The sequence below is a fragment of the Pseudomonas benzopyrenica genome, from assembly GCF_036884265.1.
Lineage (GTDB): Bacteria > Pseudomonadota > Gammaproteobacteria > Pseudomonadales > Pseudomonadaceae > Chryseomonas > Chryseomonas benzopyrenica.
In genome coordinates, this window is the sequence record NZ_CP145723.1 from 3724359 (window position 1) to 3737614 (window position 13256).

Genomic DNA, 13256 nt, shown 5'->3' on the forward strand with positions numbered 1-13256 from the left:
GGCCCGACCTGAATCCGAAGCCGGCATCTTAGCCAGCGGCCAGGCAAACAACAGACTATTTACGCCTAACGGACAAATTTCCAGCGTCAGAGCGCCGCCAGGATCTCCGCACAGGTCTCGAAGCGCTGGTCACGCGCCGCGGGCCAGGGATCGCCGGGCTGATTGACCTGCAAGGTGCGACACCCCACCGCCCGCCCACACTCCAGGTCGTAGCGGTGATCACCGACCATCACCAGGCTGGCGGGCGCCACCCGCCAGCGTTCGGCCAGCCGCAGCAGACCACCCGGATCGGGTTTGGGCGCCGCTTCGTCGCGGCCCAGTACGGCAGGCGGATCGAAGCAGTCCTCCAGGCCAATGGCGGCCAGGGTCAGCAGTGCCAGGTCGCGAGCATTGCGGGTCAGGATGCCCAGGTGGCAGCCGCGCTCATGCAGCGCGCGCACCAGCTCCACCGCGCCCGGCGCCGGGCGGGCGGCCACCGCCAGTTCACGCTCGTGCTCGAACAGCCAGGCGTGCTTGGCCTCGCGCTCGGTGGCGGGCAGCTCGGCCAGGTGGTGGAGGATGTCGGCCTGCTCGGGAATGCCCAGGTGCCGGCGAATGGCGGCGAAGTCGTGTACCGCCAGGGTCAGGGTGCCGTCCATATCGAACACCCAGTGGCTGAGGTGGCGCAGCGTCATGCAGAGATCCTTTGGCGAGGGTGACCTTCGGGCACTCCGGGGGAACCCCCGTCACCCGTGATCCGTCTGGTGGAGACAACCTTCTGCAGGAGTCTACCCATGACGACGACCGTTCGGGCGCTACTTTTCGATGTCTTCGGCACCGTGGTGGATTGGCGCGGCAGTCTGGTCACCGGTCTGCAGGGACTGTCCGCCAAGCACGGCGTCCAGGGCGACTGGGAGCGGCTGGCCGATGCCTGGCGCGCCGAAGCCTATGAGGCCATCCTGCCGCAGATCGCCGCCCGCAGCCTGCCCTGGTTGCCCCTCGACGAGGTCCATCGTCTGGCGTTGGACGAATTGCTGCCACGCCACGGCCTGGTCGGCCTGACCACCGCCGAGGTGGCCTGGATCAATCGCCTCTGGCACCAGCTGACGCCCTGGCCCGATGCCGTACCGGGTCTCACGCGGCTGCGCCAGGGTTATCCGGTCTGCGCCCTGTCCAATGGCAATGTCAGCCTGCTGCTGGACATGGCCCGCCACGCCGGGCTGCCCTGGGACATGCTGTTCGGCGCCGATCTTTTCAAGCGCTACAAACCGGCCGCGGAGGTCTACCTGGGCGCCTGCGCCCTGCTCGACCTGCAACCGGAACAGGTGATGCTCTGCGCCGCCCACAACGGCGACCTGCAGGCGGCCAAGGAGCTGGGCCTGGCCACCGCCTTCATCCAGCGCCCATGGGAAAAGGGCCCAGCCGGTGGCGAGGTGTCCAGCGGCGGCTGGGATCTAGAGGCGAGCGACTTGCAGGACCTCGCCGACCAGTTGGGCATGGCGGCCATCGAGCGAGATCCGGCGGAGCCCGAGCCCGGCGATTGAGCGCGGCCCGGGCGCTTCGGTATCCTGCCGGATACCTTTCGCCAGGGCATCGCCATGGGTTTTCTCGACAAGCTGCGCAAGAAACGTGAACGCCAGGCGCTGGCCGCCCTGCCCCGCCTGCACCAGCGCACGGCGCGCCTGCGCCGCGAGCTGCCCGACTACGAGATCGGTGCCGGCACCTACGGCGCGCCCAGGGTGTTCGATCTCAAGGAAGGCGCCACCCTGCGCCTGGGACGCTACACCTCCATCGCCGAGGGCGTGCGCATCCTGCTCGGCGGCCTCCACCGGCTGGACTGGGTGACCACCTACCCCTTCCCTGCCTTCGTCGACGATCTGGCCCATATCACCGACTACGGCGGTACGCGCGGCGACGTGGTGATCGGCAGCGACTGCTGGATCTGCACCGATGCGCTGATCCTCTCCGGCGTCACCATCGGCCATGGCGCCGTGGTCGCCGCCGGCGCCGTGGTCACCCGCGACGTACCGCCCTATGCGGTGGTGGGCGGCAATCCGGCGCGCTTCATCCGCTGGCGCTTTCCCGAAGCCACCTGCCAGGCGCTGCTCGACATCGCCTGGTGGGACTGGCCCGAAGCGGAGATCCTGGCTGCCGGCGAACACCTGTGCAGTGCCGATATCGAGGGCTTCATCGCCTACGCGCGGGCGCGCCATCCGGCGCCCTGAAGCCGTCACCTGGAACTCGGAACCGCTCCCAGGGTTCACCTTCATTAGTCACTCCGTTGAAGGTTCTCCATGGAAGCGCTCGATCTGTTGCAATGGCCGGCCATGGCCATCACCCTGCTCGCCGCCTGGCTGGTAGCCTCTCAGCGTCAGGGCCGGCGCAACCTGGGCTTCTGGGTGTTCCTGCTCAGCAACGGCCTGTGGATCGCCTGGGGCCTGCAGGCCGAGGCCTATGCCCTGATCGTGCTGCAGCTGGGCCTGGCGGCGATGAATCTGCGCGGGGTGCGCCGCAACGCCAGCGAAGCGCCGGCTGCTGCGGTCGCGGAGGCCTCGGGCAGGGCATAATGCCCGGCCCTGCGTCAGACGGCCCCCGCCCATGCAGTACAGCGTCACCCCCATCGGCCACGTCCGCTCCTGCTTCAAGGAGAAATTCGCCATTCCCCGGCAACCCGCGCTGGCCCCGGCCGCCCGTGGCGTGCTGGAGCTGCTGCCGCCCTTCGACCGGCCCGAAGCGGTCGCGGGCCTGGAAGGCGTCAGCCATGTCTGGCTGCTGTTCCTGTTCCACCAGGCGCTGGAAAGCCAGCCGCGGCTGCGGGTGCGGCCACCCCGCCTGGGCGGCAATCGCTACCTGGGCGTCTTCGCCACCCGCGCCACCCACAGACCCAATGGCATCGGCCAGTCGGTGGTGCGCCTCGACGGCCTGGAACCGGGACGGCTGCTGCTCTCGGGGATCGATCTGCTCGACGGCACCCCGGTACTGGACATCAAGCCCTATGTGCCCTATGCCGACAGCCCCCCGGGCGCCCACAACGCCATCGCCGAGGCGCCCCCGCCGGCCCTCGCGGTCAGTTGGGCGGACGCGGCGCGGGTCCAGGCCGAGGCCCATGGCCAGCGCCTGGGCGAGCCCCTGGCCGAACTGATCGAGCAGTGCCTGGCCCAGGATCCACGCCCGGCCTACCAGACGCCGACGCCCGAGCGGCGCTACGGGGTGCGGCTGTGGGATGTGGAGGTGCACTGGCACTATCCAACCGCGACCTCCATCCAGGTGCTGGACGTCACCGCCGCGGTCTGACACGGCCCCGTTTGCATTCCGGCGCCCGCGCCCCCAACAATGACAGTGCCGGATCGCATGAAGTGGTCCGCACCCGGCTACGGCCGCCGTTCGGCCGTATCACCGATAGGGAAGCATCTATGGCTCCAAGCAGACAGGTCATCAACGCTCAGGTCAGCCCCAAGGGCAGCCTGGAGACCCTTTCCCAGCGCGAGGTCCAGCAACTCAGCGCCGCCGGCTCGGGCAACCTCTACCAGCTCTTTCGCCAGTGCGCCCTGGCCATCCTCAATACCGGCGCCCACAGCGACAACGCCAAGACCATTCTCGAGGCCTACCAGGACTTCGAGATCCGCATCCATCAGCAGGACCGCGGCGTGCGCCTGGAACTGGTCAACGCCCCGGCCGATGCCTTCGTCGACGGCGAGATGATCGCCAGCACCCGCGAGATGCTGTTCAGCGCCCTGCGCGACATCGTCTACACCGAGAGCGAGCAGAGCAGCCTGCGCATCGATCTGGAGAGCTCCGAGGGCATCACCGACTACGTCTTCCACCTCCTGCGCAATGCCCGCACCCTGCGCGCCGGCGTGGAGCCGAAGATGGTGGTCTGCTGGGGCGGTCACTCCATCAGCACCGAGGAATACAAGTACACCAAGAAGGTCGGCCACGAACTCGGCCTGCGCAACCTGGACATCTGCACCGGCTGCGGTCCGGGCGTGATGAAGGGCCCGATGAAGGGCGCCACCATCGCCCACGCCAAGCAGCGCCTCCAGGGCGGTCGCTACCTGGGCCTCACCGAGCCGGGCATCATCGCCGCCGAGGCACCCAATCCCATCGTCAACGAACTGGTGATCCTGCCCGACATCGAGAAGCGCCTGGAAGCCTTCGTCCGCGTCGGTCACGGTATCATCATCTTCCCGGGCGGCGCCGGCACGGCAGAGGAATTCCTCTATCTGCTGGGCATTCTCATGCATCCGGACAACAGGGACATTCCCTTCCCGGTGGTGCTCACCGGACCGCAGAGCGCCGCGCCCTATCTGGAGCAATTGCACGCCTTCATCGGCGCGACCCTGGGCGAAGCCGCACAACGCCACTACCAGATCGTGGTCAACGATCCGGTCGAGGTGGCCCGGCAGATGGCCCAGGGCCTCAAGGCGGTCAAGCAATTCCGCCGCGACCGCCACGATGCCTTCCACTTCAACTGGCTGCTGCGCATCGAAGAAGGCTTCCAGCGGCCCTTCGATCCCACCCACGAGAACATGGCCGCGCTGCAGCTGACCCATGCCGTGCCGCCCCATGAACTGGCCGCCAACCTGCGCCGCGCCTTTTCCGGCATCGTCGCTGGCAACGTCAAGGCCAAGGGCATTCAGCTGATCGAGGAACGCGGGCCCTACGAGATCCATGGCGATCCCGACATCATGCGGCCACTGGATCGGCTGCTACAGGCCTTCGTCGAGCAGCACCGCATGAAGCTACCCGGCGGCGCGGCCTACGAGCCCTGCTACCGCGTGGTGAGCTGATCCGTTCGACCGGCCGTTCTGGCCGGTCTTCCCTCTCATGGGACCGTTCATCCCTCCTCCTATCGACGAACGGTCGCATTACTGGCGATATGCTATCGATAAGTCGCTAGCCAGCTATCTAGAGCGCTTCTTCTGGCGATTTTCCGCTGCGTTTCCAGATGCGCTCGTCTGAGGAAAAAATCTCGCGCACTAACTGTCGAGGCGCCTGCTAAAGCCCCTCTTCACCACGCCGATAGGGCAAGGCAAGCTAAACTCAACGCGCAGGCTGCCGCTGTGAAATCCCCCGGACCGGAGATCCCGCCGGGCCGTCTTCACCCAGTCGCGCCAGACTTCCTGCCGAGGCCATGGAATGAACAACTGGCTGGGACTCGACTTTCTCGTCGCTCCTCTCGACCACACCCAGATCCACCTTCACGGTCAGCACGACGGCTGGCTGGTCGCCCTCGCCTATCTGGTCGCGGTCAGTGCCTGCTACGTGACCCTGGTATTCGCCGAGCGCATCGGCCAGACCCGCACCCTGGCGCGGCGGCGGGCCTGGAGTCTGATGGGCGCCCTTAGCTTCGGCTTCGGCGTCTGGGGCATGCACTTCATCGCCATGCTCGCCTTCACCGTGCCCACCCGGGTGCACTACGACCTCTTCATCACCATCGCCTCGCTGCTGATCGTGGTGCTGGCCGGACTCATGGCCATGCCCGCCCTCAGCCAGCCCGACCTCACCCTGGGGCAGCGACTCAAAGCCGGTACGGTACTGAGCGTGGGCATCGTGCTCATGCACTACACCGGCATGGCGGCGGTGCATACCGAGGCCGTGGTGCTCTATCGACCACTGCCCTTCCTGCTGTCGATCGGCATCGCCGTAGGGGCCAGCTTCGCCGCGCTGCAACTGATTCAGATCTTCCGTCGCCACTACACCGGCATCTATCGCTGGCTGCGCATGGCCACCGCCTTGGTGATGGGACTGGCCATCGCCGCCATGCACTTCACCGGCATGTGGTCCATGGTGCTGATCGCACCGGCCCAGACCGAAAGCACCCTGCAAGGCGCCAGCAATTCCTGGCAGCTGGGGGTGGGCATCGCCATCATCGCCCTGCTGCTGGGGGTGGGCGGCCTGGGCGCGGCCTGGGCGGATCGCCAGCTGCAGCGCAAGGAAAACGACCTGGAGCGGGTCAACTCCCTGGTTGGCCAGCTCGACGAGGCCCGCGCCTCGCTGCAGCAGGCGGCGCACTACGACCCCCTCACCGACCTGCACAATCGCCGCGCCTTCAACCAGGCCTTCGCCGAGATCCTCGAACGCCACGCCCAGCAGGGGCGCAACCTGGGAGTGATGTTTCTCGACATCGATCACTTCAAGCGCATCAACGACAGCCTCGGCCACGATGCCGGCGACCAGCTGCTGGTGGCCATGGCCAAGATCATTCGCGACGCGGTACGCGAAGGCGATCTGGTGGCGCGCTTCGGCGGTGACGAATTCTGCATCCTGGCCAGCCTCGCCGGGCCCGAAGAGGCCAGGCAGCTGGCCCAGCGCATCCTGGAACGCCTGCGCAACCCCGTCACCATCGGCAACCGCACCCTGGTGATGACCACCAGCATCGGCATCAGTCTCTATCCCCGCGACGGCGGCTGCTGCGAGGAATTGCTCAAGAGCGCGGATCTCGCGCTCTATCTGTCCAAGGGTAATGGCCGCAACACTTACAGCTTCTTCGACGAGACCCTGCGCGAGAAGATCTCGCTGCAACTGGAGCTGGAAGCCGAACTGCGCGAAGCCCTGGTCGAGGAACGCGGGCTGCAGCTCTACTATCAGCCGATCCTGGATGTCGCCAGCGGCCAGCTGGACAAGGCCGAAGCCCTGATCCGCTGGGATCACCCCCGCCTCGGCATGCTGGCGCCGAACTGCTTTCTCGGCGTGGCAGAGGCCAATGGCTTCATCGAGGACCTGGACGCCTGGGTGCTCAGACGTGCCTGCCAGGACCTCGCCGAGCTGACCGCCGCCGGTCTCACGGAGTTGCGCCTAGCGGTCAACTGCTCGGCCTTGAGCCTGAGCAATGACGCCCTGCCCGGACAGATCGCCTGGCGGCTGGACGACCATCGGCTGTCGCCGCGGCGCCTGGAACTGGAGGTGACCGAGAACGCCCTGGTCAAGAACGTGCAGCCTACCGCCGAATTGCTGCAGCGCATCCGCGACCTGGGCGTGACGGTGTCCATCGACGACTTCGGCACCGGCTATTCGTCGCTGGCCTATCTCAAGCGCCTGCCGATCGACACCGTGAAGATCGACCGCTCCTTCGTCACCGGGTTGGCCGAGGGCAATGCCGACCACCAGATCGTTCAGGCCATCATCGGCATGGCCCGGCCGCTGAAGCTCAAGGTCACCGCCGAGGGCGTTGAGCACCTGGAGCAGCTGCGCCTGCTCTGCGCCCTGGGCTGCGACTTCATTCAGGGCTACCACATCAGCCGCCCGGTCCCCCTGGCCCAGGTGCCCGAGGTGATCGCCCGCTATGCCAGCGGGGTCTGTCCGCTGCAGGCCCAGGCGGAAGCGGACGCCGACGCCCTGGCCCTGGCCAAGGCGCTCGGCTAGCCGCGCCGATAGCGCAGCCAGACGCTGCCGTCGTTCTGGGCTTCGGCCGCGTCCAGTTTGAGGTACAGCGGCTGCTGCCAGACCCGCTCGGCGATCTCGAAGGAGGCCGGATGGGCACCGCGGCCATCCACCAGCGGGATGATCAGCACACTGATCTCATCCACCAGGCCGGCGGCGACAAAGGAGCCGCTGACGTGGGGACCGCCCTCCACCACCAGGCGCTCGATGCCCAGCTCGGCATTGAGCAATTCCAGCACCGCCGCCAGATCCAGTTCGTCCTTGCCGCCAAAGACATAGGAGGCGCCGATGTTCTGCAGGTGCGTCAGGTAGTCGTCGCTGACGCCTTCGGTCAGCACCGCCACCACGTGGGAATCCAGCGCCTCGTTCTTTTTCCAGGCGACCTTGCCCTGGGGATCGATGGCGATGGCGTACTTGCTGGCGTCACGCTTGGCGAAATGGTGAGTACGCGGGATGGGCGCCTGGGCGACGCCGGTGGGATAACCCTCGCCGTGGGCGATCTCTTCCATCGTCACCCGGCCACAGGCCCAGGCGTCGAATTCAAAGCGCTCGGCCAGGCGCTCGTAGGTGGCATCGGCCTGCTTCTTGACGGCGCGGTCCCAGCCATCGGTGAGGGCGTGACCGTCGACCGACGACATCATATGGCAGATCACATAGGGCTTCATGGGGACTCCCGGCAATGGCGTGTCGCCATGACACGCCTTGCAGCAACCGACCGGCCCGGCGCCGGGGGAGTTCAGCCCGCCGGGTCGTGGAAACGAAAAACCCGCCGGAGGGCGGGTTTTCGGGAAGCCGGATCGCGTTACTTCTCGACGAAGGCACGCTCGATCAGGTAATCGCCCGGATCGCCCATGCGCGGCGAGATGGTCAGACCGAATTCGTTCAGCACGGCGCTGGTCTCGTCCAGCATGCTCGGGCTACCGCAAATCATGGCGCGGTCGTCCTGCGGATTGATCGGCGGCAGGCCGATGTCCGCGAACAGCTTGCCGCTGCGCATCAGGTCGGTCTGACGACCCTGGTTGCGGAATTCCTCGCGGGTGACCAGGGGGTAGTAGATCAGCTTCTCGCGGACCAGATCGCCGATGAACTCGTGCTCCGGCAGGGTCTTGGTGATGAAGTCGGCATAGGCCAGCTCGTTCACGTAGCGCACGCCGTGGACCAGGATCACCTTCTCGAAGCGCTCGTAGGTCTCCGGATCCTGGATGGTGCTCAGGAAGGGCGCCATGCCGGTGCCGGTGCTCAGCAGATAGAGGTGCTTGGCGGGCTTCAAGTCACTGAGGATCAGGGTGCCGGTGGGCTTGCGGCTGACCATCAGGTTGTCGCCTTCCTTGAGGTGCTGCAGGCGCGAGGTCAGGGGGCCGTCCGGCACCTTGATGCTGAAGAACTCCAGGTGCTCTTCGTAGTTGGGGCTGGCGATGCTGTAGGCGCGCATCAGCGGACGACCGCCCTCGGTTTCCAGACCGATCATCACGAACTGACCGTTCTCGAAACGCAGGCCCGCATTGCGGGTGGTCTTGAAGCTGAACAGGGTGTCGTTCCAGTGATGAACGCTCAGGACGCGCTCGGTGTACAGGTTGCTCATCGATGACTCCAGGAAAAATCGGTACAGCCCGGGGCTGGATAGAAATTGCGCGACAGTTTATAGAGGGGGAAAATATCCGTGAAATGAATAATTCGAATATAGGTTATCCAAAAGGCAGATATGAGATTCACGTTGCGTCAACTCGAGGTCTTCGTCGCCGTGGCCCGCCAGGAAAGCGTTTCCCGCGCGGCCGAGGCGCTCAGTCTGTCGCAGTCGGCCACCAGTACCGCCCTGGGCGAACTGGAACGGCAATTCGACTGCCGGGTGTTCGACCGCGCCGGCAAGCGTTTGACGCTCAACGCCCTGGGCCGTCAGCTGCTGCCCAAGGCGGTGGCCCTGCTCGACCGCAGCGCCGAGGTGGAAAACCTGCTGCGCGGCAAGACCGGCTTCGGCTCCCTGGAGGTCGGCGCGACCCTCACCATCGGCAACTACCTGGCCACCCTGCTGCTGGGCGACTTCATGCAGCGCCATCCCGATTGCCGGGTGCGGCTGCACGTGCACAACACCGCCAGCGTGGTGCAGCGCATCGCCAACCATGACATCGACCTCGGTCTGATCGAAGGCGACTGCCAGCATCCGGATCTGGAGGTGCAGCCCTGGATCGAAGACGAATTGGTGGTGTTCTGCGCGCCTGGACACGCCCTGGCCGGGAAGCAGGCCACCCAGGCCGAGCTGGAAGCCCAGGCCTGGATCCTCCGTGAACAGGGCTCCGGCACCCGCCTGACCTTCGACCAGGCCATGCGGCATCACGCCCAGCCGCTGGACGTGCGCCTGGAGCTGGAGCACACCGAGGCCATCCTGCGGGCGGTGGAGTCGGGGCTGGGTATCGGTTGCCTGTCGCGGTTGGCGCTAAGAGACGCCTTCGCCCGCGGCACCCTGGTGCCCATCGCGACGCCGACCCTGGATCTGCGTCGCCAGTTCTGCTTCATCTGGCACAAGCAGAAGTACCAGACCGGGGCCATGGTCGAATTCCTCGACCTCTGCCGCCAGCTCACCCAGGGCCTGAGCCGCAGCGATCAGATCGACACCGCGCGGCCCCGATCCCACTGATCACTGGCCCTGGTAGATCCGCCGATTCTCCAGCTCCCGCTGCTCGTGGCGGCGGTGGGCGCGCAGCGCCAACAGGGCCAGGATGCCGATGATCAGGCGATAGCCCTGGGAATAGAGATCCAGCTCGGCGGTGGCCGATTCGCCCAGCACGCCGCTGATCAGCCGTACCACGAACAGCGTCAGCTGCACGAAGGCCACCAGCAGCAGGCCGGCCGACAGCCATTCCGCCCGGCGAAAGGCCAGCACGGCGAACAGCGCCAGGGCGAACTGCATGCCGCCATACCAGACCCGCGCCTCGGCCACCGACGCCGAATCCATCAGCACCATGCCGCGGGCATTGGCCATCTCGTAGGGGTAGAACCAGTGCGCCAGGGCGAGTCCAAACCAGACCAGGGCCTGCAGACCCAACACCAGACGTGCGAAGCGAAGCTCGGACATTCCCCGTTTCTCCTTGGGGCCAGAGATGGATGACAGCCGCTCCAGTGTAGCCAGCCAAACGACCTGGCGCAGGTAGCGATCCGCACTGCCGATGCAGACCGCCGCAGGCGGGTTAGGGTTCGCCGGAAGGGCTGGGGTAAGCTGCAGAGACCTTTCGTTTTCGGCTCGGATCGCGAGCCCGCTGCCCAGGTGACCGCCATGCCCGCCACCCTGCCCGCCCAGCCGCCGCTGGTGCTGTCCATCCAGTCCCATGTCGCCTATGGCCACGTCGGCAACGCCGCCGCCACCCTGCCGCTGCAACTGCTCGGCCTGCAGCCGGTGGTGGTCAACACGGTGCAGTTCTCCAATCACACCGGCTACGGCGAATTCAAGGGCCAGGTCTTTCCGCCCGAACACATCCACGACGTGCTCGACGGCCTGCGCGCCCGCGGCGTGCTGGAGCGCTGCGTGGCGGTGCTCTCCGGCTACCTGGGCGACGCCGCCATCGGCGAGGTGATCCTTGGCGTGGTCCAGGAGATCCGTCGCCAGCGCAGCGATCTGCACTACCTCTGCGATCCGGTGATGGGCGATGTCGGTCGCGGCATCTTCGTGCGTCCGGGCATCCCCGACTTCCTGCGCCGCCGCGCCATCGAACAGGCCAGCCTGATCACCCCCAACCAGTACGAATTCGAATTGCTGCACGGGCAGCCGCTGGCGGATACCGCCGACGCCGTGAGCGCCGCCCGCCTGCTGCTGGGGCGCCCGGGCCAACCAGGGCCGGCGACCATCGTCATCACCAGCCTACGCACCCCGGACCTGCCCGCCGACGTCCTCAGTACCCTGGTGGTGGAAAGCCAGGATGCCTGGCTGGTGCAGACGCCCTACCTGGACCTGCAACCGCTGCCCAATGGCATGGGCGATGTCTTCTCGGCGGTGCTGCTCGGCCAGTTGCTGAACGGCCAGTCGACCCCCGCGGCAGCCTCCCACGCGGTCAGTGCCCTCTACGCCCTGGTCGCCCGCACCGGCGCCGGTAGCCGTGACCTGCCCCTGATCGCCGCCCGCGAGCAGATCGTGCGACCAGGCGAGCTGTTCGAGGCGCAACGGCTTTCGTAGGTTGGGCTGAGCGTTAGCGAAGCCCAAGGGCGTCACGTTCGAGCCTGCCTGTTGGGCTTCGACGATGGAGCCGTCTCAGCCCAACCTACGGGCCAGGGTTCAAGGTGCAGCGGTTTGCGTAGGTTGGGTTGAGCATCAGCGAAGCCCAACGGTGCCTATTACGAGTCTGCCTGTTGGGCTTCGACGATGGAGCCGTCTCAGCCCAACCTACGGGCCAGGGTTCGAGGCACAGCGGCTCGCGTAGGTTGGGTTGAGCGTCAGCGAAGCACAACGGTGCCAGGCTCGACCTTGCTCTGTTGGGCTTCGACGGAAGAGCCGTCTCAGCCAACCTACGGGTGTCCCCTTCCTGCACCATACCGCCCCCTCTCCCCCTGGGAGAGGGTTGGGGTGAGGGATGCCCACCCGCGAAGCCCTCACGACGACTGCATATGCCGCTCGCGCTGCTCCTGGCGTTCCTTGGCTTCCACGCTGAGGGTGGCGGTGGGTCTCAGCAGCAATCGCGCCAGGCCGATGGGTTCGCCGGTTTCCTCGCACCACCCATACTCATCACGGGCCAGACGCTCCAGGGCCTCGTCGATCTTGTCCAGCAGCTTCTTCTCTCGTTCCAGCTGGCGCAGTTGCCATTGCCGCTGCTGCTCGGCGTTACCGACATCGGCGGGATCGCCATGGGCGTCCATGCTGCGCAGATCCTCCACCTGCTCGTCGATCAGCCGCTGCAGCTCGCCACGCTGACCGAGCAGCAACTGGCGGAAGAAATCACGCTGGGCCTCGTTCATATAGGCCGATTCGGGTTGGGCCAAGAGTTCTTCAGGGGTCATGCGACAGCGCTCCTCAGCACAAACGTTATATTATAACACTAAGAGAGCCCTCTAGCTTGGGCCTTGTACCTCACGACGCCATCACAAAAATTCCGTAGTGCCTCAGCCAAAACCACTACACAAGGGCAAAAGCCTGTGAGAAAGTAGCTTCACAACCTGTATGACAACCTTACAACCACAACAGCAGGTCTCCATGTTCGCCAAGGTCCCCGCCAATGTCCTGAGCGATAATGTCGCTCAGCAACTGCTGGACAAGATCGAAGCCGGTGTCTTCGCCCCCGGCAGCAAGATCCCCAGCGAAGCCCTGCTCTCCGAAGCCTTCGGCGTCAGCCGTACTGTAGTGCGCGAAGCCATTTCGCGGCTGAAGAACGAAGGGGTGCTGCAGCCCCAGCAAGGGCGCGGCATCTTCGTCACCACCCACGCCAGCATCCGTCCGCTGCGCATCGACGCCGACGAAGCCAGCCTGCCCGGCAGCGTCTTCCACCTGCTGGCCCTGCGCCGCGCCGTCGAGGCGGAAATCGCCTCCGAGGCCGCCATCAACCGCAGCGAAGCCGATCTGGTGGCCATCGACGAGGCCCTCGCGGCCATCGACGAAGACGTCGCCGACGGCCATGACGGAGTACGCGCCGACGTGGCCTTCCATCGCACCATCGCCCAGGCCGCCGGCAACCCCTACTTCATCAAGACCCTGGAATTCGTCAGCCAGTACCTGGAGACGGCCACGCGCATCACCCGCACCAACGAGGCGCGGCGCGAGGATTTCTCCCGTCAGGTGCACGAAGAACACCAGGCCATCGTCGCCGCCATCCGCCTCGGCGATCCCCTGGCCGCCGCCAACGCCGCCCGCCAGCACATCTACAACGCCGCCCGCCGCCTGCGGCAGGCCGGCTTCGCCTGACCTTTTTTACGGAGAA

At 66.3% G+C, this 13256-nt stretch carries 14 protein-coding genes; 9 read left to right on the forward strand and 5 right to left on the reverse strand.

Translation table 11 applies throughout. The features are described from left to right. Window positions 1–86: 86 nt before the first annotated feature. The gene (locus V6W80_RS17740) at window positions 87–674 is read right to left on the reverse strand and encodes an HAD family hydrolase (protein WP_160923312.1); all 588 of its coding nucleotides are present in this window, start codon (window positions 672–674) and stop codon (window positions 87–89) included. A 99-nt stretch (window positions 675–773) separates the two neighbouring features. On the opposite strand from V6W80_RS17740, the gene V6W80_RS17745 reads away from it, so the two are divergent. The 6 genes from V6W80_RS17745 (at window position 774) to V6W80_RS17770 (ending at window position 7344) form a co-directional block, all read left to right on the forward strand. After that, a complete protein-coding gene (locus V6W80_RS17745; protein WP_338544985.1) occupies window positions 774–1523 on the forward strand; it encodes a haloacid dehalogenase type II in 750 nt (249 codons plus the stop codon). Window positions 1524–1577: 54 nt separating this feature from the next. Beyond that, on the forward strand, window positions 1578–2204 hold the full coding sequence (locus V6W80_RS17750) for a CatB-related O-acetyltransferase (protein ID WP_064309382.1): 627 nt from the start codon (window positions 1578–1580) through the stop codon (window positions 2202–2204). Between the two features lie 69 nt (window positions 2205–2273). Beyond that, window positions 2274–2546 carry a hypothetical protein gene (locus V6W80_RS17755; protein ID WP_231354604.1) on the forward strand — a complete coding sequence of 91 codons (273 nt, stop codon included), beginning with the start codon at window positions 2274–2276 and terminating at the stop codon, window positions 2544–2546. Window positions 2547–2577: 31 nt separating this feature from the next. Then, a complete protein-coding gene (tsaA, locus tag V6W80_RS17760; RefSeq protein ID WP_173149510.1) occupies window positions 2578–3273 on the forward strand; it encodes a tRNA (N6-threonylcarbamoyladenosine(37)-N6)-methyltransferase TrmO in 696 nt (231 codons plus the stop codon). A gap of 119 nt (window positions 3274–3392) precedes the next feature. Next, window positions 3393–4769, forward strand: a complete 1377-nt coding sequence (gene ppnN / locus V6W80_RS17765) for a nucleotide 5'-monophosphate nucleosidase PpnN (RefSeq protein ID WP_093254462.1) — start codon at window positions 3393–3395, stop codon at window positions 4767–4769. Between the two features lie 349 nt (window positions 4770–5118). Further along, the gene (locus tag V6W80_RS17770) at window positions 5119–7344 is read left to right on the forward strand and encodes a putative bifunctional diguanylate cyclase/phosphodiesterase (RefSeq protein ID WP_338544986.1); all 2226 of its coding nucleotides are present in this window, start codon (window positions 5119–5121) and stop codon (window positions 7342–7344) included. On the opposite strand, the gene V6W80_RS17775 is transcribed toward V6W80_RS17770, so the two are convergent. Together V6W80_RS17775 and fpr are read right to left on the reverse strand one after the other, a co-directional pair. Then, the gene (locus V6W80_RS17775) at window positions 7341–8027 is read right to left on the reverse strand and encodes a dihydrofolate reductase family protein (protein ID WP_184286012.1); all 687 of its coding nucleotides are present in this window, start codon (window positions 8025–8027) and stop codon (window positions 7341–7343) included. The two genes, V6W80_RS17770 and V6W80_RS17775, sit on opposite strands and share 4 nt — an antisense overlap. 137 nt (window positions 8028–8164) lie before the next feature. Next, the gene (fpr, locus tag V6W80_RS17780) at window positions 8165–8944 is read right to left on the reverse strand and encodes a ferredoxin-NADP reductase (RefSeq protein ID WP_007160677.1); all 780 of its coding nucleotides are present in this window, start codon (window positions 8942–8944) and stop codon (window positions 8165–8167) included. 120 nt (window positions 8945–9064) lie between these two features. Here fpr and V6W80_RS17785 point away from each other — a divergent pair, with 120 nt between their 5' ends. After that, window positions 9065–9994 carry a LysR family transcriptional regulator gene (locus tag V6W80_RS17785; protein WP_160923308.1) on the forward strand — a complete coding sequence of 310 codons (930 nt, stop codon included), beginning with the start codon at window positions 9065–9067 and terminating at the stop codon, window positions 9992–9994. Here the strand turns inward: V6W80_RS17785 and V6W80_RS17790 are convergent, their stop codons facing one another. Next, entirely contained in the window at window positions 9995–10432 is a 438-nt protein-coding gene (locus V6W80_RS17790) for a DUF4345 family protein (RefSeq protein ID WP_160923307.1), read from the reverse strand. Between the two features lie 198 nt (window positions 10433–10630). Here V6W80_RS17790 and pdxY point away from each other — a divergent pair, with 198 nt between their 5' ends. Continuing rightward, the gene (gene pdxY, locus V6W80_RS17795) at window positions 10631–11524 is read left to right on the forward strand and encodes a pyridoxal kinase PdxY (RefSeq protein ID WP_338544987.1); all 894 of its coding nucleotides are present in this window, start codon (window positions 10631–10633) and stop codon (window positions 11522–11524) included. Between the two features lie 413 nt (window positions 11525–11937). Here pdxY and dksA read toward each other — a convergent pair whose 3' ends face one another. Continuing rightward, the gene (gene dksA, locus V6W80_RS17800; RefSeq protein WP_338544988.1) at window positions 11938–12342 is read right to left on the reverse strand and encodes an RNA polymerase-binding protein DksA; all 405 of its coding nucleotides are present in this window, start codon (window positions 12340–12342) and stop codon (window positions 11938–11940) included. A gap of 193 nt (window positions 12343–12535) precedes the next feature. Here dksA and V6W80_RS17805 point away from each other — a divergent pair, with 193 nt between their 5' ends. Then, complete coding sequence (locus tag V6W80_RS17805) at window positions 12536–13240, forward strand: FadR/GntR family transcriptional regulator (protein ID WP_017638637.1); 705 nt, start codon at window positions 12536–12538, stop codon at window positions 13238–13240. Window positions 13241–13256: the final 16 nt, after the last annotated feature.